General features: G+C 69.4%; 20 protein-coding genes. 13 read left to right on the top strand and 7 right to left on the bottom strand.

Annotation, left to right across the window (positions count from 1 at the left end; translation table 11 throughout):
* Window positions 1-97 precede the first annotated feature (97 nt).
* Window positions 98-844 carry an isocitrate lyase/PEP mutase family protein gene (locus ACMGER_RS07365; RefSeq protein WP_436811431.1) on the top strand — a complete coding sequence of 249 codons (747 nt, stop codon included), beginning with the start codon at window positions 98-100 and terminating at the stop codon, window positions 842-844.
* A gap of 126 nt (window positions 845-970) precedes the next feature.
* Here ACMGER_RS07365 and ACMGER_RS07360 read toward each other — a convergent pair whose 3' ends face one another.
* On the bottom strand, window positions 971-1,237 hold the full coding sequence (locus ACMGER_RS07360) for a DUF3297 family protein (RefSeq protein ID WP_436811430.1): 267 nt from the start codon (window positions 1,235-1,237) through the stop codon (window positions 971-973).
* An 89-nt stretch (window positions 1,238-1,326) separates the two neighbouring features.
* The gene (locus ACMGER_RS07355) at window positions 1,327-1,686 is read right to left on the bottom strand and encodes a hypothetical protein (RefSeq protein ID WP_436811429.1); all 360 of its coding nucleotides are present in this window, start codon (window positions 1,684-1,686) and stop codon (window positions 1,327-1,329) included.
* A gap of 146 nt (window positions 1,687-1,832) precedes the next feature.
* Here ACMGER_RS07355 and ACMGER_RS07350 point away from each other — a divergent pair, with 146 nt between their 5' ends.
* Window positions 1,833-2,234 (top strand): EVE domain-containing protein, encoded by a 402-nt coding sequence (locus ACMGER_RS07350; RefSeq protein ID WP_436811428.1) that lies wholly within the window; start codon window positions 1,833-1,835, stop codon window positions 2,232-2,234.
* Window positions 2,235-2,313: 79 nt separating this feature from the next.
* Here ACMGER_RS07350 and ACMGER_RS07345 read toward each other — a convergent pair whose 3' ends face one another.
* Window positions 2,314-2,748 carry a winged helix-turn-helix transcriptional regulator gene (locus ACMGER_RS07345; protein WP_436811427.1) on the bottom strand — a complete coding sequence of 145 codons (435 nt, stop codon included), beginning with the start codon at window positions 2,746-2,748 and terminating at the stop codon, window positions 2,314-2,316.
* Window positions 2,749-2,816: 68 nt separating this feature from the next.
* Between ACMGER_RS07345 and ACMGER_RS07340 the strand changes: the two genes are divergently transcribed.
* A complete protein-coding gene (locus ACMGER_RS07340; protein ID WP_436811426.1) occupies window positions 2,817-3,623 on the top strand; it encodes an SDR family NAD(P)-dependent oxidoreductase in 807 nt (268 codons plus the stop codon).
* 34 nt (window positions 3,624-3,657) lie between these two features.
* Here the strand turns inward: ACMGER_RS07340 and ACMGER_RS07335 are convergent, their stop codons facing one another.
* Together ACMGER_RS07335 and typA are read right to left on the bottom strand one after the other, a co-directional pair.
* The gene (locus ACMGER_RS07335) at window positions 3,658-4,212 is read right to left on the bottom strand and encodes a hypothetical protein (protein WP_436811425.1); all 555 of its coding nucleotides are present in this window, start codon (window positions 4,210-4,212) and stop codon (window positions 3,658-3,660) included.
* A gap of 79 nt (window positions 4,213-4,291) precedes the next feature.
* A complete protein-coding gene (typA, locus tag ACMGER_RS07330) occupies window positions 4,292-6,115 on the bottom strand; it encodes a translational GTPase TypA (RefSeq protein WP_436811424.1) in 1,824 nt (607 codons plus the stop codon).
* A gap of 115 nt (window positions 6,116-6,230) precedes the next feature.
* Here typA and ACMGER_RS07325 point away from each other — a divergent pair, with 115 nt between their 5' ends.
* Genes ACMGER_RS07325 through ACMGER_RS07315 form a run of 3 tightly spaced genes read left to right on the top strand, consistent with a single transcriptional unit; the run spans window position 6,231 to window position 8,553 of the window.
* A complete protein-coding gene (locus tag ACMGER_RS07325) occupies window positions 6,231-6,566 on the top strand; it encodes a hypothetical protein (protein WP_436811423.1) in 336 nt (111 codons plus the stop codon).
* 58 nt (window positions 6,567-6,624) lie between these two features.
* Entirely contained in the window at window positions 6,625-7,842 is a 1,218-nt protein-coding gene (locus ACMGER_RS07320) for a toxic anion resistance protein (RefSeq protein ID WP_436811422.1), read from the top strand.
* Window positions 7,843-8,553 carry an HAD family hydrolase gene (locus ACMGER_RS07315; RefSeq protein WP_436811421.1) on the top strand — a complete coding sequence of 237 codons (711 nt, stop codon included), beginning with the start codon at window positions 7,843-7,845 and terminating at the stop codon, window positions 8,551-8,553.
* Window positions 8,554-8,671: 118 nt separating this feature from the next.
* On the opposite strand, the gene xylA is transcribed toward ACMGER_RS07315, so the two are convergent.
* Both xylA and xylB read right to left on the bottom strand, forming a co-directional pair.
* On the bottom strand, window positions 8,672-9,982 hold the full coding sequence (gene xylA, locus ACMGER_RS07310) for a xylose isomerase (RefSeq protein WP_436811420.1): 1,311 nt from the start codon (window positions 9,980-9,982) through the stop codon (window positions 8,672-8,674).
* Window positions 9,982-11,430 carry a xylulokinase gene (gene xylB / locus ACMGER_RS07305; protein WP_436811419.1) on the bottom strand — a complete coding sequence of 483 codons (1,449 nt, stop codon included), beginning with the start codon at window positions 11,428-11,430 and terminating at the stop codon, window positions 9,982-9,984. The genes xylA and xylB overlap by 1 nt, the downstream gene beginning before the upstream one ends.
* Before the next feature lie 184 nt (window positions 11,431-11,614).
* Between xylB and ACMGER_RS07300 the strand changes: the two genes are divergently transcribed.
* The 7 genes from ACMGER_RS07300 to ACMGER_RS07270 all read left to right on the top strand — a co-directional run bounded on the left by ACMGER_RS07300 (window position 11,615) and on the right by ACMGER_RS07270 (window position 23,332).
* The gene (locus ACMGER_RS07300) at window positions 11,615-12,670 is read left to right on the top strand and encodes a LacI family DNA-binding transcriptional regulator (protein ID WP_436811418.1); all 1,056 of its coding nucleotides are present in this window, start codon (window positions 11,615-11,617) and stop codon (window positions 12,668-12,670) included.
* A gap of 123 nt (window positions 12,671-12,793) precedes the next feature.
* A complete protein-coding gene (locus ACMGER_RS07295; RefSeq protein WP_436811417.1) occupies window positions 12,794-13,843 on the top strand; it encodes a pectinesterase family protein in 1,050 nt (349 codons plus the stop codon).
* Window positions 13,844-13,880: 37 nt separating this feature from the next.
* A complete protein-coding gene (locus tag ACMGER_RS07290; RefSeq protein ID WP_436811416.1) occupies window positions 13,881-17,315 on the top strand; it encodes a TonB-dependent receptor domain-containing protein in 3,435 nt (1,144 codons plus the stop codon).
* Entirely contained in the window at window positions 17,315-18,622 is a 1,308-nt protein-coding gene (locus ACMGER_RS07285) for a family 43 glycosylhydrolase (RefSeq protein WP_436811415.1), read from the top strand. Before ACMGER_RS07290 ends, ACMGER_RS07285 begins: the two co-directional genes overlap by 1 nt.
* On the top strand, window positions 18,619-20,964 hold the full coding sequence (locus tag ACMGER_RS07280) for a glycoside hydrolase family 95 protein (RefSeq protein WP_436811414.1): 2,346 nt from the start codon (window positions 18,619-18,621) through the stop codon (window positions 20,962-20,964). Before ACMGER_RS07285 ends, ACMGER_RS07280 begins: the two co-directional genes overlap by 4 nt.
* Window positions 20,961-22,559, top strand: a complete 1,599-nt coding sequence (locus ACMGER_RS07275) for a family 43 glycosylhydrolase (RefSeq protein WP_436811413.1) — start codon at window positions 20,961-20,963, stop codon at window positions 22,557-22,559. The genes ACMGER_RS07280 and ACMGER_RS07275 overlap by 4 nt, the downstream gene beginning before the upstream one ends.
* Entirely contained in the window at window positions 22,559-23,332 is a 774-nt protein-coding gene (locus ACMGER_RS07270; protein ID WP_436811412.1) for a rhamnogalacturonan acetylesterase, read from the top strand. Before ACMGER_RS07275 ends, ACMGER_RS07270 begins: the two co-directional genes overlap by 1 nt.
* Window positions 23,333-23,334 lie beyond the last annotated feature (2 nt).

Here is a 23,334-nt window from a genome sequence, read left to right as displayed (position 1 = left end):
GGAGGCGCCCACGGCCCCGCCCTGCCATCCCCCGGCCGTCATTCCCATGAAGGCCGGCATGACCATAAGAGCGGTTCGAGTCACCGGGAGAGAGTCCATGTCCAAGTTCCAGCAATTCACCGCCCTCCACGCCGCCGGCACCCCGCTCGTGCTGTTCAACGCCTGGGACGCCGGCAGCGCCCGCGCGGTCGCGCGCGCCGGGGCGCAGGCGATCGCGACGGGAAGCTGGTCGGTCGCCGACGCGCACGGCTATGCCGACGGCGAGGGCCTGCCGGTCGAGCTGGTGATCGCCAATGCCGCCCGGATCGTGAGCGCGGTCGACCTTCCCGTCACCGTCGACTTCGAGGCCGGCTACGCGGCCGACCTGGAGGATCTCGCCGCCAATTTCATCGCGCTCGCCGCCACCGGCGCGATCGGCTGCAATTTCGAGGACGGCCTCGCCGGCGACGGCCTCCGTCCGGCGGCAGACCACGCCGCACGCATCGCCGTCGCGCGCGAGGCGGCCGGCGCGGACTTCTTCATCAACGCCCGCACCGACATCTTCCTGCAGGCCAAGCCCGACACGCACGATACGGCCAAGGTCGACGACGCCATCGCCCGTGCCCATGCCTATGCCGAGGCCGGCGCCAACGGCTTCTTCGTTCCGGGCTTGGTCGACCTCGACCTGCTCGCGCGCGTCTGCCGCGAGTCGCCGCTGCCGGTGAATGCGATGACCTGGCCGGGCGCCCCGTCCAACGCCGAGTTCGCCGCGGCCGGCGTCGCCCGGATCAGCTACGGCCCCGGCCCCTATCGTGTCGCAATGCAGGCGGTCGAGGACGCGGCGCGCGCGATCTACGCGGGCTGAGCGCCTCGGGTCTGTCCGGATGAGGTCAATTGTGCTCCTGCGAAGGCAGGAGCCCAGGCCGCAAGCGGCACGACAGCGGTCCAAGGCTCCTGCCTTCGCAGGAGCACCGATATGGCCTGGGTGTAACTAGCCCTCGGCGCTGTCCTCGCCCCCGGCCTGGCTCTCGAACCACGCCTCGACCGGCCCGGTGAGCTTGATCGTCAGCGGCTGGCCGTGGCGGTCGACCTTCTTGCCGAGCTGGACGCGGATCCAGCCCTCGCTGATCGAATATTCCTCGACGTCGCGCCGTTCCTGCCCCTTGAAGCGGATGCCGATGCCGCGACGGAGCAGCTCCCCGTCGAAATGGGGGCTGCGCGGGTTGGTCGAAAGCCGGTCGGGCGGAGTGTCGGTCATGGCCGCGCCTCCTGCCCCAGCCGCGCAAAAAAGAAAAGCGGCGCGGGGGCCGAAGCTCCCGCGCCGCCTCCGTCAGCTCGGCACTGCCCTCAACGGCAGATGCGGATCCGCTCGCGATCGCCCCAATAGGGATCGTAGCGCCACTCGGTGTAGCAGCGCGGGCGATAGCGGTAGTAATCGCGCTCGTAATAATAGGGCTGCGGGTAATAGCCGCGGTCGTAATAATAGGGACGGTCGTAATAGCGGTCGCGGCTGCTCGACGCGATCGCCGCACCGACCGCCAGACCCAGGACACCGGCGGCGATCGCCGGGCCTGTCCGATCATAGTGGTGATGATGATAACCGCGGTAGCCGCGCCAGCGCTGCGCTTCGGCCGGCGCCGCCGTCGCGACGAGCGCGGTCGCGCCGAGCGCCAGGCCAAGCGTCGCTTTCTTGAACAGGTTGCGCATCTCGATGCTCCTCATGACTCGCCAGGTCGCTTTGACGAACGAAACGCACGGTCGACCGAGCTTGTTGCCTGCCCTAGCGAGGATCGTCTTAACTCACCCGGAATGCTCCGTTTACCACAGGTTCAGGCAGGGAGGACTTTGCTGCAATGGCCTATTGGATCATGCGTTCGGAACCCGAGACGTACGGCTGGGATGATCTCGTCCGCGACAGATCGACCGAGTGGGACGGCGTCCGCAACGCGACGGCGCGCATCTTCCTCAAGGAGATGCAGCCCGGCGACCGCGCCCTCTTCTACCATTCGGGCAAGCAGAAGGCGGCGGTCGGCATCATGGAGGTGACCCGCGCCTGGAAGCCCGACGGCGAGGACGGCAGCTGGGCCAGCGTCGCGGTGAAGGCAGTCGAGCCGCTCCCCCGCCCCGTCACCCTCGCCGCGATGAAGGCCGAACCCCGCCTCAAGGCGCTCGAGATGCTCCGCCTTTCACGCCTGTCGGTGACGCCGGTGCGCGAGGAGGAATGGCGAACCATCCTGGAGATGGCGGGCAGGTAGACGGATCGCTATTCAAATCCTCCCCCCGCCAGGGGGAGGATTTAAAGGGAATCGCACCCCAAGCCGCCGTCGATCCCTCCTAGGGCTGCCGCAGCTCCAGCCCCATCGCCTCGAGCGGTCTCCCGGTCGCGCGATCGACCACCACCGGCTCCACCGTCCGACCACTCTCCGCCTCGACCACCACGCTCATCGGCCCGCCGCCGAAGTGCTTCGCCCCCCAGGCGCCCAGTGCATGGAGGATCGGCAGATAATCGCGCCCGCATTCGGTCAGCACATATTCGTGCCGCGGCGGCCGCTCGCTGTACCGGCGCCGCTCGAGCAGCCCCGACTCGGTCAGCGCGGCCAACCGCCGCGTCAGGATGTTGGGTGCGATCCCCAGACTCTTCTGGAACTGGTCGAAACGGGTGAGGCCGAGCCCCGCATCGCGCAGGATCAACATGCTCCACATGTCCCCTGCGCGGGTGAGCCCGCGCGCCACCGGACAGATGCCGGAGGAAAATTTCTCGGTGTCCATTGCATAATGATAGTGACATAACTATCAAAATGCAAGCGACTCGCTCCCGAGCCGCGGGAGTAAGAGAAATGACCCAAATCCTGCACCAGACCGCGCTCGTGACCGGCGCGTCCTCCGGCATCGGCGCCGTCTATGCCGATCGCCTCGCCCATCGCAGCTACGACCTGGTCCTGGTGGCGCGCGACGCCGCCCGCCTGGAAACGCTGGCCGAGCGCCTCCACGCCGAGACCGGCCGCAACGTCGAGGTGCTGCGCGCCGACCTCACCAACCGCGCCGACCTCGCAACCGTGGAAGCGCGCCTCGCCGCCGACCCGTCGATCACGCTGCTGGTCAACAACGCCGGCAAGTCGATGAAGGGCACCCTGCTCGACGCCGAGCCGGCCGAGATCGATGACATCATCGCGCTCAACATCACCGCCCCCACCCGCCTCGCCGGCGCCGCGGCCAAGGCGTTCGCGGCACGCCGGACCGGCGCGATCGTCAACATCGCCTCGGTGCTGGCGCTGGCGCCCGAATTCTACGACGGCGTCTATTCAGGGTCCAAGGCGCACCTGCTCAACCTCAGCCTGTCGCTCGCGCACCAGCTCAAGGACCAGGGCGTCTACGTCCAGGCGGTGCTGCCCGGCGCGACCCGTACCGAGATCTGGGAACGCTCCGGCAAGGATGTCGACAGCTTTCCGCCCGATTTCGTCATGGACGTGCACGACCTGGTCGACGCCGCATTGGTCGGCTTCGATCGCCGCGAAGGCGTGACCATCCCTCCGCTCGCCGACGAGGCGGACTGGACCGCAATGAACGACGCACGCCTGGCGATGCAGAGCCGGCTGTCGCGCAGCGAGGTGGCGCCGCGTTATCGCGAGGCGGTGCCGGCCTGAACGAGGAGCGCCGATAACGTCACCCGCACGGACCTCACGCATCGGGAGCGGCCGGCGATCCGGACGGCGGCTCCGGGACGGGCTGCACCGGCGCCGGATCGTCCAGCGGGATCGGCACGCGCGCCGACCGGTCGGGCGGCTTGCCCGACCCGCGCTTCACCGCTGCGCCGATGTCCCGGATCAGCAGGCCCGGATTGGTCGCCTCACCCGGTTCCTCGCAGCAGCTGTCGGGATCGATCAGCTTGCCGGCCGCCCGGACCAGGAAGGTCGCGCCGCCGAGCAGGTCGACGCCGACCGTGCATCCTCGCATGTCCGCCGCGCACGGCGGCGCGGCCGCGGCGAGCGCGCCGGTGCCGCTGAGATCGGGATTGCTCGGCATCGGCCGGTCGGGCGGCCCGCGCTCGGCGGGCAACGGCAGCCGCGGCGTCGCGGCCTCGGTCTTGCCGCAGACGACGATGTCGCTGGTGCTGTTCCGCGCCGAGGCGCACGGGTCGACGAGGATCGACCAGCGTTGGGTGCCGTCGCCTGCCGTCTGTGGCCGGTCGGCGTCCTGAACGCCGGCCAGCGTCAGCAGCACGGCGACGAGCATGTCCGCGCCCTCCTCGCTTCACGAACCATCGGCCGATCAAAGCACGGATCGGCCGGAAGCAGGAGCGAAAAGCGCGGGATCAGGCCGCCTCGCTCACCCGCTTCTGCCGCTTGCGCTCGTGCGGGTCGAGGAAGCGCTTCCTCAGGCGGATCGACTTCGGCGTCACCTCGACCATCTCGTCGTCGTCGATGTACGCGATCGCCTGCTCCAGCGTCATCTTCTTAGGCGGGGTCAGGCGGATCGCATCGTCCTTGCCGCCGCTCGCGCGGAAGTTGGTGAGCTGCTTCGCCTTCATCGGATTGACCTCGAGGTCGTCCGGCTTGGCGTTCTCGCCGATGATCATGCCCTCGTAAAGCGGGTCACCCGGCGCCACCATCAGGATGCCGCGCTCCTCGAGGCTGCCGAGCGCATAGGCGTTGGCCTCACCCGAGCCGTTCGAGATCAGCACGCCGTTCTTGCGGCCTTCGATCGGGCCCTTGTACGGCCCGTATTTCTCGAACAGCCGGTTCATGATGCCGGTGCCGCGCGTATCCGACAGGAATTCGCCGTGATAGCCGATCAGCCCGCGCGACGGCGCCGAGAAGGTGATGCGGGTCTTGCCGCCGCCCGACGGGCGCATGTCGGTCATCTCGGCCTTGCGCTGGTTCATCTTGTCGACCACCGTGCCCGAATATTCGTCGTCGACATCGATCACGACGGTCTCGTACGGCTCCTCGCGGCCGCCGCCCTCACCGTCGCGGAACAGCACGCGCGGCCGGCTGATGCCGAGCTCGAAGCCCTCGCGGCGCATCGTCTCGATCAGTACGCCGAGCTGGAGCTCGCCGCGGCCGGCGACCTCGAAGCTGTCCTTGTCGGCCGCCTCGGTGACCTTGATCGCGACGTTCGATTCGGCCTCGCGGAACAGGCGGTCGCGGATCATGCGGCTGGTGACCTTCGATCCCTCGCGCCCCGCCATCGGCGAATCGTTGACGGCGAAGCGCATCGACAGCGTCGGCGGGTCGATCGGCTGCGCCTGGATCGGCTCGCTCACCGAGGTATCGGCGATGGTGTTGGCCACCGTCGCCACGGCCAGGCCGGCGAGGCTGATGATGTCGCCCGCGCGCGCTTCCTCGACCGGCACGCGGTCGAGCCCGCGGAAGCTCATCAGCTTCGACGCGCGGCCGGTCTCGATGACGTTGCCCGCCTCGTCGAGCGCGTGGATCGGCTGGTTGACCTTGACCACGCCCGACTGGACGCGGCCGGTGAGGATGCGGCCGAGGAAATTGTCGCGGTCGAGCAGCGTCACCAGGAAAGTGAACGGCGCGTCCTCGTCGAGGCTGGGCGGCGGCACATGGCTGACGATCCTCTCGAACAGCGGGCGCAGCGTGCCCTCGCGGATGTCGGGATTGTCGCCGGCATAGCCGTTGCGGCCCGAGGCGAAGATCACCGGGAAATCGAGCTGCTCGTCGCTGGCGTCGAGGCTGACGAACAGGTCGAACACCTCGTCGAGCACTTCCTGCGCACGCGCGTCCGAGCGGTCGATCTTGTTGACCACCACGATCGGCCTCAGGCCCAGCGCCAGCGCCTTACCGGTCACGAACTTGGTCTGCGGCATCGCCCCCTCGGCGGCGTCGACCAGCAGCACCACGCCGTCGACCATCGACAGGATGCGCTCGACCTCGCCGCCGAAGTCGGCGTGGCCGGGCGTGTCGACGATGTTGATGCGGATGCCTTCCCAGTCGATCGAGGTCGGCTTGGCGAGGATGGTGATCCCGCGCTCCTTCTCGAGGTCGTTCGAGTCCATCGCCCGTTCCTCGACGCGCTGGTTGTCGCGGAAGGTGCCGGACTGGCGGAACAGCTGGTCGACAAGCGTGGTCTTGCCGTGGTCGACGTGGGCGATGATCGCCACGTTGCGGAGGCGCATGGGGATTCTCTGATTTCGCGTGAAAGTTGGCGGCCCCTAGCGCAAATGCTGCGTCGCGGGAAGCCTTGGCATTTCGCCTTCGTGTGTTACATAGATAAGGCACCAAGGAGATGGCATGAACAAGGCGTGGGGATTGCTGATGGCGGCAGCGGCGCTCGGCGGCTGCGACAGCGGGTCGCATCAGCTGCGTGCCGAGGTTGTGCTGTCGGACTCGGGACAGCTGACGCTGACCTGCAAGCAGTCGAGCTCGGGCGAGTGCCACGGCCTCGTCCTCGGCACCACCCAGCAGCGCGCCGTTGCCAAGCCCGGTGCCAGCGCGACGATCGACGGCGTGGTCCCCGGTTCGCGTTTCTGCGCTGACGACGTCGCGCCCCAGCCGAACAAATGCGACCTCAAGGAGCTGACCACAGGCACCATGATCATCAGCCGCCAGACGGTCGGTAAACACTGATCCTCCTTGAACCCGCGCGCCCTTGCGCCCATTGAGACAGCATCGGCAGGAGATAGCCATGGCGACCACCGCTCCCACCACCGAGACCACCACCGCCGAGAAGGATCTCGTCCTCACCCCGCCCGAGCCCGTGCCCGCGGTCGCGCCGGAGAAATCGGCCGGCCTCGTGCCGGTCGACGAGGGCACCCAATCCAAGCTCGAGCAACGCGTCAGCGCGTTCATCGACGATCTGGTCGCGCAGGACGTCAACTCCCCCGAGTTCGGCAAGCGCATCGACGCGATCACCGCGATGGGCCAGAAGGAGATCCGCGAAGCCGCGGGCCAGTCCAACCGCTTTCTCGACCGGCCGATCCGGGCGATGGACCAGGAATCGGGCGTCGGCGCCGACCTCGCCCAACTCCGCCGCACGATCGAGGACCTCGACCCCGGCAAGAAGGGCGACCTGTTCACCTCCAAGAAGCTGTTCGGGATCATCCCGTTCGGCAACAAGATGCGCGACTATTTCGACAGCTACAAATCGTCGCAGACCCACATCGCCTCGATCCTCAAGAGCCTCGCCTCGGGCAAGGACGAGCTGCTGATGGACAATGCCGCGATCGACGTCGAGCGGCAGAATCTGTGGAACGCGATGGGGCGGCTGGAGCAGATGATCCACCTCTCCAAGACGATGGACCAGAAGCTGGAGGACAAGGCCAACGACCTCGATCACAGCGATCCCGCCAAGGCCAAGGCGATCCGCGAGACCGCGCTGTTCTACACCCGCCAGCGCACGCAGGATCTGCTGACGCAGATGGCGGTGACGGCGCAGGGCTATCTCGCGCTCGACCTCGTCAAGAAGAACAACGTCGAGCTGGTGAAGGGCGTCGACCGCGCCTCGACCACCACCGTGTCGGCGCTGCGCACCGCGGTGACGGTCGCGCAGGCGCTGACCAACCAGAAGCTGGTGCTGGAGCAGATCACCGCGCTCAACACCACCACCGCCGACATCATCGATTCGACCGGCAAGCTGCTCAAGAGCCAGACCGCGACCATCCACGAGCAGGCGGCCAGCTCGACCATCCCGATCGAGACGCTCCAGCGCGCGTTCCAGAACATCTACGACACGATGGACGCGATCGACACGTTCAAGCTCAAGGCGCTCGATTCGATGAAGACGACGGTCAACACGCTGTCGAACGAGGTCGAGAAGTCGAAGGGCTATATCGCCCGCGCCGAAGGCCAGGCCCAGGCCGCGCTGGAAGGGCCGCAGGAGACGTTCAAGCTAGAGGCCGTGTAAGTGTCCGAAGTCGACGACGTCGTTTTCCGCAGCCAGGAAGTGCTCGACCGCACGCGCGCCGGCTACGGCGGTACCGCCAGCCGCGCCCGCAAGCGCCGCGAGCAGGAGATCGTCACCCGTGTCGGCCGCGTGCTCGCCGCCGACGCCGCGATCATCGTCGCGGCGGTGGCGATCGGGCTGTTCGTGCCGCTCGGCATGTTCGGCGCGCTGGCAGTGATGGCGCTGCTGATCGCCGCGACGCTGGTCTTCGCGCTGCTGCCCGCCGGTCCGGCACCGCGGCCGGAGCGCTTCGGCCAAATCCCGCTCAAGGCGCTGCCCCGGCAAACCGAGGCTTGGCTGGAGCAGCAGCGGCCGGCGCTCCCCGCCCCCGCCGTCAACCTGATCGACACGATCGGCACGCGGCTGGAGACGCTGGCGCCCCAGCTCGCGGCGCTCGATGAGAACACCCCCGCCGCGGTCGAGGTGCGCAAGCTGGTCGGCGAGCAGCTCCCCGAGTTGGTCAAGGGCTACCAGCGGGTGCCCGAGCCGCTGCGCCGCACCCCGCGCAACGGCCGCACCCCGGACGAGCAGCTCGTCGATGGCCTCAGGACGATCGAGGCGGAGATCGGCGAGATGACCCAGCAGCTCGCGCAAGGCGATCTCGACCTGCTCTCGACTCGCGAACGCTACCTCCAGATCCGCTACCGCGACGACGAGGGCGTGGGGAAATAGGCAGGCCACTGAGCGCCCTGTGCTCCTGCGAAAGCAGGAGCCTTGCATGGGGACCGCGCTAACGGCCAACGCTCCTGCCTTCGCAGGAGCACCGACATCGCTTTGATCGCGCCAATCGTCAGATCAGCCGGTTGATCAGATTCTCGATCCGCTCCTGCCGTCCCGAACGCGGTGCGGGAGCAAGGTCGCGCTCGGCGGCAAGGTCCGCAATCCCGGCGAGATCGCTCGCGCCGACCGCCTGGCCAAGCTCCCCATCCCACCCCGCATACCGTTCGCGCCGGATCCGGTCGACACGCCCGTCCTCGATCACCCGCGCCGCGCCGAGCAGCCCCTTCGCCACCACGTCGATCCCGCCGATGTGGCCATAGACCAGGTCGACCGGATCGACCGACTGGCGCCGCACCTTGGCGTCGAAGTTGAAACCGCCGGTAGTGAAGCCGCCCGCGCGCAGCACCTCGATCAGCGCCAGCGTCATCTCCTCGACAGAATTGGGGAATTGGTCGGTGTCCCACCCGTTCTGCGGATCGCCGCGGTTGGCGTCGATCGAGCCGAAGATGCCGAGCGCCCGCGCCATCGCCAGCTCATGCTCGAAGCTGTGGCCGGACAGAGTCGCGTGGTTCGCCTCGATGTTGACGCGGACCTCGTCCTCGAGGCCGTAGCGTTTGAGAAAGCCGTACACGGTCGCGGTATCGAAGTCGTACTGGTGCCTGGTCGGCTCGTGCGGCTTGGGCTCGATCAGGATCGTGCCGGTGAAGCCGATCCTGTGCTTGTGCTCGACGACGAGATTGAGGAACCGCCCGAGATTGTCAAGCTCCCGGCCGAGATCGGTGTTGTGCAGCGTCTCATAGCCCTCGCGCCCGCCCCACAGCACGTAATTGGTGCCGCCGAGCCGGTGCGTCGCCTCCAGCGCATGGCGGACCTGGAACGCCGCCCAGGCATAGACCTCGGGATCGGGATTGGTCGCCCCGCCCGCGGCATAGCGGGGGTGGCTGAACAGGTTGGCGGTGCCCCACAGCAGCCGGCGCCCGCTTTCTCCCTGCAGCCGTTCCAGATCGTCGACCGCCTCGGCGAAGAAGCGGCCGTGCTCGGCGATGCTGTGCGCCTCCGCCATCACGTCGACGTCGTGGAAGGTGTAGAAGGGCACGTCGAGCTTGCCGAACAGGTCGAACGCCGCCGCGCGCTTCTGCGCCGCCGCGGCGCTGTCGTTGGCGCCGGCGTGCCACGGCCGGCTGAAGGTGCCGCCGCCGAACACGTCGCTGCCCGGCCAGCAGAAGCTGTGCCAGAAGCAGATCGCGAAGCGGAGATGGTCCTCCATCCGCTTGCCGAGCACCACCCGGTCCTTGTCGTACCAGCGATAGGCGAGCTCGTTGTCGGTCTCCGGCCCCTCGTAGCGGATTTGCGGGACGTCGGCGAAATAGTCGGTGGCCATCAGGCGCTCCTTGGTGTGATGCGGGGATAGGCGGCGCGGAAGGCGGCGTGCTTCTCCGCCAGCGCCGCGACGAGATCGGGTTCGGGATCGATGGTGCGGGCGACCGGCGGCGGCACGCAGACCTCGGCCGGATCGCCGCCGTCGACGGCGAGCTGCGCGAGCCGGGCGCCGCCGAGCGCGGGGCCGACCTCGCCGCCCTGGAGATAGACCAGCGGCAGCCCCATCGCACTCGCCAGCACGCGCCCCCAATAGCCCGAACGCGCGCCGCCGCCGACCACCGCGAGCCGGGTCAGCTCGGTCCCCGCCTCGCGCAGCACCGCAAGGCCGTCGGCCAGCGCGAAGGCGACGCCCTCCAGCACCGCCTGGGCAAGCCGCCCGCCGTCGCTGTCATGGTCGAGCCGCAGGAAGGCCCCGCGCACCTCGGCATCGTTGTGCGGCGTGCGCTCGCCGGACAGATAGGGCAGGAAGATCTCGGGCCCGCTCGCCGGCCCCGCCGCCTCGGCGCGCGCGAACAGCTCGGCCGCGCCCGCCGCGCCGGTGATCCGCGCCACCCAGTCGACGCACGCCGCGGCCGAGAGATGCACCGACATCTGGTGCCACATGCCCGGCAGGCAATGGCAGAAGGCATGGACCGCCCGGTCCGGATTGGGTCGGAAGTCGCGCGTCGCCACGAAGATCACGCCGGACGTCCCGAGCGACAGCAGCGCGTCGCCGTCCTTCACCACCCCGACGCCCGCCGCCGCGGCGGCATTGTCGCCGCCGCCCGCCGCGACCGGCACCGCGCCCATGCCCCACAGATCGGCGGCCTCGGGCCGCAGCCGGCCGGTGATCTCGCTCCCCTCGTGCAGCACCGGCATCTGCGCTTCGCTCAGCCCGCACGCGGCGAGCAGCGCCTCGCTCCACCGCCGCGCGCCGACGTCGAGCCACAACGTCCCGGCGCTGTCGGAAAGGTCGGACGCCTTGTCGCCGGTCATCCGCAGCCGGACATAATCCTTGGGCAGCAGCACGCTGCGCACCCGCGCGAACACATCGGGCTCGTGCCCGGCAATCCACAGCAGCTTGGGCGCGGTGAAGCCCGGCATCGCCATATTGCCGGCGATCCGCCGCAGCTCGGGCATCCGGGCCTCGATCGCTACGCACTCGGCGAAGCTCCGCCCGTCGTTCCACAGGATCGCGGGCCGCAGCGGCCGGTCGTCGGCGCCGAGCAGCGTCGCGCCGTGCATCTGCCCCGCGAGCCCCACGCCGCGCACCGCGCGCCGCACGGCCGGATCGATCGCCTGCACCGCCGCGGTGGTCGCCGCCCACCACGCCTCCGGGTCCTGCTCCGACCACAGGGGATGCGGCCGCTGGACGGTGAGCGCCGCGGTGCCCTGCCCCGCGATCGCGCCGCGCTCGTCGAGCACGACCGCCTTCACCCCCGAGGTGCCGATGTCGATGCCGAGGAACATGCGTCAGCGTCGCGGCGATCGGACGGAAGGGTCGCGGCGGCGGATCATCTTACGCTCTCCTGACAGTCCGGCACGGCTCCGAGCCCGGCATTTACGTTAGCGCTATCACTTTCGCCGACCCGCCGCAACGGCGCGATATGACGAACGCCTTGCGCGCCTCGCCCGGACATGGAACACGACGCCGATGGCCCGATCCCCCCGTACCACCGCCTCGTCGCCGACGATCTTCGACGTCGCCCAGCGGGCCGGCGTCTCGCAGATGACCGTGTCGCGCGTCATCAACGGCCGGCACAACGTCTCGGCCGAGACGCGCCAGAAGGTCAACGACATCATCAAGGCGCTGGGCTATGCGCCCAATCCCGCCGCGCGCAGCCTCGCCGGCGCCGACCGGCTGCGCATCGGCCTGCTCTACAGCAATCCCAGCGCCTTCTTCCTCAGCGAGTTCCTGGTCGGCGGCTTCAGCACCGCCAGCCGCGACGACGTCCAACTCGTCATCGAGCAATGCGAGGGCGAGACCGACGAGAAAATCCTCGTCCAGCGCCTGCTGGCGAAGGAAGTCGACGGCGCGATCCTGCCCCCGCCGCTGTGCGAATCGCCGGTGGTGCTCGCCGCCTTCGCCGAGGCCGGCGTGCCGCTCGTCACCATCGCCAGCGGCCATCCGGCGCCCGGCGTCATGTCGGTCGGCATCGACGATCATGCCGCCGCGCGCGCGATGACGCGGCACCTGATCGCGCTCGGCCACCGCCGCATCGGCTTCGTCAAGGGCAGCCCCCGCCTGCTGGCGAGCGCGGAACGGCTCGCCGGCTATCGCGACGCGCTGGCCGAGGCCGGCATCGCGCCCGATCCCGCGCTGATCGTCGAGGGCGAGTTCACCTACCGCTCCGGCCTCGACGCCGCCGAGGAGTTGCTCGCGCTCGACGAGCGGCCGAGCGCGATCTTCGCCAGCAACGACGACATGGCGGCAGCGGTGATCGCGGTCGCGCACGGCGACCGGCTCGACGTGCCGGGCGACCTCAGCGTGGTCGGGTTCGACGACACCGGCTTCGCCACCTCGATCTGGCCCGAGCTCACCACCATCCGCCAGCCGATCGGCGAGATGGCGCACAGCGCACTCGCCATGCTCGCGCGCCAACTCCGCAACGGCAAGGGCAAGCATGAGCCCGAGCAGCGCCTGCTCGACTTCACCCTGATTCGCCGCCAGTCGGACGCCCCGCCGCGCCGCCAGTCACGCCGGCGATAGGCCTCGAAGCCGCCCATCGAGGCGGTCCACCGGTGTCATCTTGCTTTCTCGCGTGCTTTTGTCTAGCGCTAACATGACGGCACGCCGCAAAGGCGGCCGGTCGGACACGGCGGGAAGGGGATGATGGGAGAGCTTGCAGCCGACGTGCATGTCCGCTCCGTCCTCGGACGGAGACAGGTGCTCGCGGGCGCTTCGGCGACCGCGTTGGCCGGGCTTGCCGCACCGGCGGCGGCCGCTTCCCATGACGTCACCGTTGCCACGTCCGGCCGCCGCGGCACGGTCCCCTCTCTCGGCGAGGCGCTCGCGATCGCCGCCCGCGCCGCCGGCCGGCGATTCGCGATCGGCCTCGATCCCGGCACCTATCGCGAGAAGCTGTCCGTCACCGTTCCCAACGTCACGCTGGCCGGGACCCGTCCCGGCGCGGTGATCGCCTTCGCGGCCGGCGCCGCGCTGCCCTCGCCGGAGGGGCGCAACTGGGGCACCGGCGGCTCGGCGGTGCTGACGATCGCCGCGCCCGGCGTCACGCTCAGCAACCTCACCATCCGCAACGACCACCCCTATCTCGCGCAGCCGATGCAGGCGGTGGCGCTCGCCGTCGCCGCCGCGGGCGAGCGAACCCGCATCGCCGGTTGCCGTATCGAAAGCTACCAGGACACGCTGCTGCTCCAGGCCTCGACCCAGGTCGCGGATTGCCGGATCAGCGGCTGCGTCGACTTCGTGTTCGGCGGCGGCGCCGCCTGGATCGAGCGGTGCGAGATCGTCAGCCGCTCCGTGCCGAACGCCCCTGCCGGCTATATCGCTGCGCCGAGTACGCACGAACGCCAGCGCTACGGCCTCGTCTTCGACATGTGCCGGCTGACCCGCGAGCCCGGCGTCCCCGACGGCTCGATCTTCCTCGGCCGCCCGTGGCGCGCCGGCGGCAACATGGCGCTGACCGGCCAGGCCTCGTTCCTGCGCTGCTGGATGGACGCGCATATCGCGCCCGCCGGCTGGACGTCGATGGGCTACACCGACCCGGCCGGCGTCCGCCGTCAGCTGACGCCGGCGGAGGCCCGCTTCTCCGAATATGGCAACCGCGGACCGGGAGCCGTCGCCGCCCCAAGCCGCCCCCAACGTTCGGCTGACGCTTATGCGCGAATGACACCGGTATCAATTCTGGGCTGGAGCCCTTGATCGAAACGACGACACAACAAAAGGAGGGAGAGAGACGATGGACCAAGGCAATTTCGGACGGCGGGCGAGGACGGCCGCCGGACAGGGCGTATCGCTCGCAGCGATCCTGATCGCGCTCGCGGCGGCGCCCGCAGCGGCACAGACCAGCGTCGGCTCGACGCCCGAGCAGGCCGAAGCCGCGGCCGCCCCCGGCCGATCCGGCACCGGCGCAGATACGGTCCAGACCGCCTCCGATGAGGCGGACGCCGACATCATCGTCACCGGCTTCCGCGGCTCGATCCAGTCCTCGCTCAACGAGAAGCGCCAGTCGGACCTCCAGATCGACGTGATCACCGCGGAGGACATCGCCGACTTCCCCGACGCGAACCTCGCCGAATCGCTGCAGCGCCTGCCCGGCGTGTCGATCGACCGCGACAACGGCGAGGGCCGCAGCATTACCGTGCGCGGCCTCGGCGGCGACTTCAACCGCACCCGCCTCAACGGGCTGGAGGCGCTGTCGACCGCCGGCGCCAACGACGCCGGCACCAGCCCCAACCGCAGCCGCTCGTTCGACTACAACACCTTCGCCTCCGAGCTGTTCAGCTCGCTGAAGGTGCAGAAGACCCCCTCGGCCGAGACCGACGAGGGCTCGCTCGGCGCCACGATCGACCTCGTGACCGGCAAGCCCTTCGACTACAAGGGCAGCCGCTTCGCGCTGTCGGCGGAGGGCAGCTACAACGAGAACAGCAAGAAGGTGAATCCGCGCCTCGCCGGCCTGGTCTCGTTCCGCTTCGGCGCCGACAAGCGCATGGGCCTGCTGCTCTCGGCCGCCTACAACCGCACGCAGAACGTCATCGATTCCTACCTGCGCTCGCCCGGCCAGTCGGACTATCTCTACCGCAGCAGCCAGTTCGTCGGCGAAGGCGTGCCGCAGCGCGCCGGCTTCTCGGCGCCGGCGGGATCGCTGAGCTACGCCAACCCCGACGCGACCGCCTTCCAGACCGGATCGGACCCGGCCGCTTATGCTAAGCTCTACCCCGGCGCGCCCTATAACACACCGGGCCGGTTCGACGATTCGACCGTGCGCATCCCGGCGCTGCCGTCGCTCAACCACCAGATCGTGCGCAACAACCGCATCGGCCTGACCGGCGCCTATCAATGGGACGTGACGTCGAAGACGCGCCTCACCATAGACGGCCTCTATTCGCGCTTCCGCAACGTCAGCGAGAACGACCAGCTCTCGCCGGTCGGGCTCAACCGCAACAACACCAACGCGGCCTACAACAATGCCTCCGGCCGCCTCGCTCCCACTACGGCGCGCAATGCCTATCCTGGCCTGTGCACCTACAACGCCGGCAGCGATCTCGCGCCGGCGCAGGACTGCGGCCAGCAGATGTACGGCACCACGCCGGCGTTCTCGACCGCGCTCGACCAGAACGGCCAGGTGGTGCCAGCGGTGCTCGGCACCAATATCTTCAGCACCAACCCCAACAACCTCGACCCCTACGACTATTACAACAACCCGAATTCGGTCGGGTACATCCCGTCGAGCAACGGCCTCGCCTATCGCGGGCAGCTGATCGGCCGCCCTGCGGTCGACGTGCTCGACGCCAACGTCACCAACGGCAACGCCGATTATCTGGTGCTGCGCAACGTCGATATGCGTTCTGCGGTCGACTATTCGGCCTACACCACCACCTTCTGGCAGGGCAGCGCACGGATCGACCACGAGTTCAGCGACGCCTTCAAGGTCTCGGCGCTCTACGGCAAGTCCAAGTCGGTCAACTATCAGACCGGTCTGCTCGCCGAGTTCAACCGCATGGATTCGCCCGAGAATTTCGTCTACGACGACCGCGGCGGCGGCAAGATGCCGATCCTCGACTTCGGCTTCGACACCACCGATCCGAACAATTGGCAGATGGTGAAGGGCTTCTCGGCGCTGCGCCATTACGAGCGCTACGTGCGCAACACCTATGAAGGCGCCAAGGTCGACTTCGATTGGCAGGTCAACGACGAATTCAACATCGGCTTCGGCGCGATCCGCCGCACCTTCGGCTTCTACACCGAGCAGGCGGAGCGCAACACCGACACGCTCAACCCGACGCTGCTCGAAGCGGGCTCCACCACCGCCGCCAACAGCAAGCTGGTGTCGTTCGGCCAGGGACTCGACGCGCCGGAGGGCACCATCTCCAGCTTCCTGGTGCCGGATCTCGGCAAGATCGACCAGCTGATCGGCTTCCAGTGCGACTGCATCAACGAATACGGCGACTTCCGCCTGACCACCAAGCGCAACGGCGGCCGCAACAATTTCGGCGTCGAGGAAAAGGACACCGCCTTCTACCTCCAGTTCGACTTCAATTCCGAGCTGTTCGGCCAGCCACTGCGCGGCAACGTCGGCACGCGCGTCGCGATCACCGACCTCACCTCCACCGGCACCTCGCAGGCCGGCCGGCCGATCGTCGGGCGCAACAAATATACCGACTGGCTGCCGGCGCTGAACATCGTCTACGAACCGGTCCGCAACCTCTACTTCCGCTTCGGCGCGTCGCAGGTGATGGCGCGGCCGCTGCTCGGCAACCTTGCGCCGACGATCACCTCGATCTCGGTCCCGAACGACGGCAACAACAGCGGCGCGTCGATGACGATCGGCAATCCCAGGCTCAGCCCGTTCCGCTCGACCAACTTCGACGCCAGCCTGGAATGGTATTTCACCCGGTCGAGCCTGATCTCGATCGCCGGCTTCTCGAAGGACATCTCGTCCTTCCCGCAGACGGTGCTGTACAGCGCGCCGCTGTCGCAGCTCGCCGATGCGGCGTCGATCGCGGCGATCCGCGCGCAATACACCAACCCCAACCAGATCGCCTATATCGACAACGACTATCCGTTCCTCGCGCGCCAGTATCGCGACGCGCCAGGCGGCTATCTGCGCGGGTTCGAGGTCAATTTTCAGCAAAACTTCACGTTCCTGCCGGGCTTCCTCAAGAACTTCGGCGCGCTGATCAACTATACCTACATCAAGTCGGAGCTGAACTACATCCTCGATCCCGGTACCGCGAAGCTCCCCGCGACCACCGGCAAGGGTCCCTTCATCGGCGTGTCGCCGGAGGCGCTCAATGCGACCCTGTTCTACGAGGTGCCGGCGTTCCGCGCCCGCGTCTCGGTCGCGCACCGCAAGGGCTATGTCTCGCAATATCCGATCGCGGCGGGATCGTGCAGCCCGGGCCTCAACACCGTCGGCACCGGCACCACCGCGCCGATCGAGAGCGCCGGCTGCGACAGCCCGCTGATCAACGACTTCGTCTACAGCCGCGCGACGACCAACGTCGACGCGTCGCTGAGCTTCAACGTCTTCAAATCCTTCTCGATCACGGTCGAGGGGCTCAACCTCACCAACCAGGCCACCAACCGCTATGCCTATCAGGGCCAGGAAGCGGTGACCAACTACGGCAGCAGCGGGCGCATCTACCGCGTCGGCGCGCGGCTGAGCTTTTGATGGTCCTCCCCGGAGAGCCTGCTTCCCGTCGTCCGGAAACGGACGGCGGGGAGCCTTTTCCCCTCGATCGCCGCACCCTGCTGAAGGGCGCGGCGCTGCTGGCGCTGCCGGGCACGGCGTTCGCGCAGCAGCCACCCTACGGCCCGGCTCCGCGCCCGGGCGAGCCGCCGCGCACCGGCGGCGACAACAGCGGCCGCATCGTCCCGCCGCCCCCGCCCGGCTATTGGCCCTATCGCGGCACCAGCGGCCCCGGCCGCCCCGCCACTGCGGCGAGCGCCGGCGGCGGCTGGACCTCGGGCCTGCCCGATGTGCGCTACAAGGGGCCGGACACCCCGCCCTACCCGCTCGCGCCCTGGGGAGAGTCGGACACGGGCACGGCAGTGACGCAAGGGCTGCTGCCGCGCATCCGCCCGCTCCACGACGTCCACATCCGCGACACGATCGTCTGCCTCGGTGGCGACGGCCATTACTATATGACCGGCTCGACCGGCGACAACATCTGGGCGACCAACGACGGCGTCGAGCTGTGGCGCTCGAAGGACCTCGATCGCTGGGACTATCTCGGCCTGGTCTGGTCGATCGAGCGCGACGGCGGCTGGGAGAAGAGTTGGCGGATGCGCGCCGGCGTCCCGTTCCGCGCGCTGTGGGCGCCCGAGATCCACTTCATCCGCGGCAACTACTGGCTCTGCCACAGCATGAGCCGCGCCGGCCTCGCCATCCTCAGGAGCACGACCGGTCGCGCGGAGGGCCCCTATGTCCACGCCTTCTCGCCCGACAAGCCGCTGCGCAAGGGCATCGACGCGACCCTATTCGAGGCGCCGGACGGATCGGTGTGGCTCACCTACGGCTCGGCCGAGGAGATCGTCCGGCTGAAGGACGACCTCTCCGGCTATGCCGGCGAGTGGCAGCCGATGACCAGCGCCGACGGCTGGGACCTCGACCCGTCGCACCATCGCAGGCAATGCGCCGACCTGGGCTATCGCCACTTCGGCTACGAGGGCGCGACGATGTTCGAGCGGAACGGCGTCTACTATCTCGGCGTGGTCGACCGCTACGACGATCGTTATTCCTTCGCCTTCTGGATGTCCGACAGGCCGACCGGCCCGTGGCGCGACCGCCACGAGGGCGCGCCGTGCTGCGGCGGCGGCAACGTGCTGCGCGACGCCGAGGGGCGCTGGTGGCAGACCTTCTTTGGCAACGACAGCTGGAGCCACTTCCGCGAAAAGCCCGGGCTGGTGCGCATCGACTTCGACGCGGCAGGCCGCATAACCGTCGCCAGGGACCAACCGTTCAGGATCACGACATGACCATTTCGCGCCGCGAGACCCTAGGACTGATGGCCACCGCCGGCGTCGCCGCGGCGCTGCCCGGCGAGGCGGCCGCCGCGCCGCCGACGCCCCACCCGCTCACGCTCTGGTACGAGCAGCCGGCGGCCGAATGGACCCAGGCGCTGCCGGTCGGCAACGGCCGGCTCGGCGCGATGGTGTTCGGCGGCGTCGCGCGCGAGCGGCTCCAGCTCAACGAAGGGACCTTGTGGGGCGGCAGCCTCCACGATCCCGTCAACCCCGCCGCTCGCGCCGCGCTGCCCAAGCTGCGCGAGATGATCTTCCAGGGCCGCTTCGCCGAGGCGGAGGCCTTCGCCAACGCCAATGTGATGGCCAAGCCGCTCCGGCAGATGCCCTATCAGGCGCTCGGCGACCTGTTCCTCGACTTCCCCGGCCTCGGCGCGCCGACGGACTATCGCCGCGCGCTCGACCTCGACGCCGCGGTGGCGACCACCCGCTTCATCGCGAACGGCGTGCCGCACGAGCGCGAGGTGCTCGCCTCGGTCCCCGACCGGCTGATCGCGGTGCGGCTCAAGGCCGGCCGCGGCGGCGCGATCGACGTCGACCTCTCCTTCACCTCGCCGCACAAGTCGGCCTCGGCGCGCGCGGACGGGCGCGAGTTGGTGCTGACCGGCACCAACACCGCCGCCCACGGCATTCCCCCGTCGCTGCGCTTCACCGCCCGCGCGCGGGTGCAGGCGAAGGGCGGCACCGTCACCGCGAGCGGCGACCGGCTGGTGGTGCGCGGCGCGCGTGAGCTCATCGTGCTGCTGGCGATGGCCACCAGCTTCCGCCGCTTCGACGACGTGAGCGGCGACCCCGATGCGCTCACCGCCGCCACGCTCGACGCCGCCCGCGCGCGCAGCTTCAAGCGCATCGCCGCCGACGCCGCCGCCGAGCACCGCCGCCTGTTCCGCCGCGTCACGCTCGACCTCGGCACCAGCCCCGCCGCCGCGCTCCCCACCGACCAGCGCGTCCGCGCCGACAACCTCGCCGCCGACCCGAGCCTCGCCACGCTCTATTTCCAATACGGCCGCTACCTGCTGATCGCCTGCTCGCGGCCGGGCGGGCAGGCGGCGACCCTGCAGGGGCTGTGGAACGACTCGCTCGATCCCCCCTGGGGCTCCAAATACACGGTCAATATCAACACCGAGATGAACTACTGGCCCGCCGAGGCCGCCAACCTCCCCGAATGCGTCGAGCCGCTGGTGGAGCTGATCCGCGGCATCGCCGAGCGCGGCGCGCATACCGCGCAGGCGATGTACGGCGCGCGCGGCTGGGTGTGCCATCACAACACCAATCTGTGGCGCGACACCGCCCCGATCGACGGCGCGACATACGGCCTGTGGCCGACCGGCGGCGCCTGGCTGTGCACGCACCTCTGGACCCGCTGGGAATATGGCCGCGACAGGGATTTCCTCGCCGCCGCCTATCCGCTCATGGCCGGCGCCGCGCGCTTCTTCCTCGACACGCTGCAGCGCGACCCTGAGACCGGCTATCTCGTCACCAACCCGTCGCTCAGTCCCGAGAACGGGCACGGCCACGGCTCGTCGCTGTGCGCCGGCCCGACGATGGACATGGCGATCCTGCGCGACCTGTTCGACCAGACCGGCGAGGCCGCGACCATCCTCGGCCGCGACGCCGGGTTCGTCGCCGAGCTGCGCGCCGCCCGCGCGCGCCTCGCCCCGTTCAAGATCGGGGCGCAGGGCCAGCTCCAGGAATGGCAGCAGGATTGGGACGCGGGCGCGGAGGATATCCACCACCGCCACGTCAGCCATCTCTACGCGCTCTACCCCTCGCACCAGATCGCGCCCGACACCACGCCCGATCTCGCCGCCGCCGCCCGCCGCAGCCTCGAGATCCGCGGCGATCGCGCGACCGGCTGGGCAACCGCCTGGCGCGCGAACCTCTGGGCAAGGCTGCGCGACGGCGACCATGCCCATGGCATCCTCGCCTTCCTGCTCGGCCCCGAGCGCACCTATCCCAATCTGTTCGACGCTCATCCGCCTTTCCAGATCGACGGCAATTTCGGCGGCGCGGCGGCGGTGATCGAGATGCTGATGCAGAGCCGCGGCGATATGATCGACCTGTTCCCCGCCCTCCCCCGCGCCTGGCCCGACGGCAGCATCACCGGCCTGCGCGCACGGGGAGGCTGGCAGGTCGACCTCGCCTGGCGCGCCGGCCGTCTCGACCGCGCGACGCTGCGCGCCGACCTCCCCGGCACGCGCACGGTGCTCGCGCACGGCCGCCGTACCGAGATCACGCTCGCCAAGGGCCAGCGCCGCACCCTCACCGCCAACGATTTCGCGAAAGGACAGGCATGACCGTCACCAGGCGCGACGCACTCACCACCGCGCTCGCCGGCACGATGCTGGGCGCGCTACCCGCGCGGGCCGAGTCGAAGGACGACGGCTGCACCTCCTTCCCGGCCAACTGGCGCCGCGGCTTCGACAACCAGCGCATCGCGGATCTGGGCGACGGTCGCTTCCTCAATCCGCTGCTGTCGGGCGACCGCCCCGATCCCGCCATCCTCAAGGACGGCGACGACTATTACATGACCTTCTCCAGCTTCGAGAGCTATCCCGGCCTCACCATCTGGCACAGCCGCGACCTCATCAACTGGCAACCGCGCAAGGCCGCCCTCACCAAGAACATCGGCTCGGTCTGGGCAGTGAGCCTGGAGAAGCACAAGGGCCGCTACTTCCTCTACATCCCCGTCAAGGCCAAGCCGAACTCGATCTTCGTGATCTGGGCCGACCATATCGACGGCCCCTGGTCGGACCCGATCGACCTCCACCTCCCCAGCCACATCGACCCGTGCCACGCGGTCGGCGAGGACGGCTCGCGCTGGCTGTTCCTCTCAGGCGGCGACCGCGTCCGGCTGTCGGACGACGGCCTCTCCACCGTCGGCAAGCCCGAGCATGTCTACGACCCCTGGCGCTACCCCGACGACTGGGACGTCGAGGGCTTCGCACCCGAGGGCCCGAAGATCGTCCGCCACGGCGGCTGGTTCTACATGATCACCGCCGTCGGCGGCACCGCCGGCCCGCCGACCGGCCACATGGTGATCGCCGCCCGCTCGCGCTCGATCCATGGGCCCTGGCAGAACGACCCCGCCAACCCCCTCGTCCACACCAAGAGCCGCGACGAGAAATGGTGGTCGCGCGGCCACGCCTCGCTGGTCGAGGCGCCGAACGGCAGCTGGTGGTCGGTCTACCACGGCTATGAGAACGGCTTGTGGACGCTCGGCCGTCAGACGCTGCTCGATCCGGTGCGCTGGACCGACGACGGCTGGTTCCGCATGACCGGCGGCGACCTCTCCCAACCGATCGCCAAGCCCGGGGGCGGCACCGCGCTCCCCCACGGCCAGCCGCTGTCGGACGACTTCCGCACGCTGGAGCTCGGCCGCAAGTGGAACTTCTTCCGCCCCGGCCCCGCCGAGCGCGATCGCGCCCGCGTCGAGAACGGCGCGCTGGTACTGGCGGCGGCCGGCAAGGCCCCGAGCGATTCCTCCCCCCTGCTCCTCATCGCCGGCGACCCCGCCTACGCATTCGACTGCGACATCGAGATCGCGCCCGGCGGCACCGCCGGCCTCCTCCTCTTCTACGACGACAGGCTCTATTGCGGCCTCGGCTTCGACGAGCGCAACTTCGTCACCCACCAATACGGCATCGAGCGCGGCCGCCCCAGGAACCCCCACGGCCGCCGGATGCGCATCCGCATCGCCAATAAGGAGCATGTCGTCGCGATCCACACCAGCGGCGACGGCGGCCGCAACTGGCAGCGCTTCGACCGCGGCATGGAGGTGTCGGGCTATCACCACAATGTCAGGGGAGGGTTCCTGATGCTGCGTCCAGGTCTCTATTCGGCGGGCGCCGGCGAAGCGCGCTTCCGCGACTTCCGGTTCCGCGCGCTGTGATGCTGCTGCTCGCCGCCGCGCTCGCCACGCAAGCCGCCCCGCCTCCGCCGCCGGCCCAGCCGATCCGCGCCTCCAAGATCGTCCTGGTCGGCGATTCCACTACCGCCGTCGCTGGCGGCTGGGGCGGCGCCTTCTGCGCGGAGCATGTCACCTCGTTCGTGGCCTGCCTCAATCTCGCGCGCGGCGGTCGCAGCTCGGGCAGCTACCGCGCCGAAGGCTCGTGGGACCTGGCGCTCGCCGAGATGAGGACCCCCGGCTTCGTCAAGACCTGGGTGCTGATCCAGTTCGGCCACAACGACCAGCCGGGCAAGCCCGGCCGCTCGACCGACCTCGCCACCGAATTCCCCGCGAACCTCCGCCGCTACGTCGAGGAGACCCGCGCGGCGGGCGCGATCCCGGTGCTGGTGACCCCGCTCACCCGCCGCACCTTCCAGGACGGCCGGCTGGTCGGCGACCTCGATCCCTGGGCCGCAGCGGTGCGCAAGGTCGCCGCCGAGCTCAAGGTCCCGCTCATCGACCTCAACGCGAGGAGCGCCGCCGCGGTGCAGGCAATGGGCGAGGCAGGGGCCGACACGCTCGCCCAGCTCCCCAAGGGCGCCGCGCCGACCGGCGACACCGCCGCGTCCGAGGTGAACGACCAGCCCTTCGCCCGGCGCAAGCTGAGCTTCGACCGCACCCATCTCGGCGCCAAGGGCGCGGCCGTCTTCGCGGCGATGGTCGCGCACGAGCTTGCCGTCGCCGTGCCCGACACCGCGCGCCTGCTCTACGAGTGACC

The organism is Sphingomonas astragali, from assembly GCF_051400615.1.
Classification (GTDB): domain Bacteria; phylum Pseudomonadota; class Alphaproteobacteria; order Sphingomonadales; family Sphingomonadaceae; genus Sphingomonas.
Note: the sequence above shows the minus strand (reverse complement) of the source record. Positions and strands in the feature narration are given on the sequence as shown.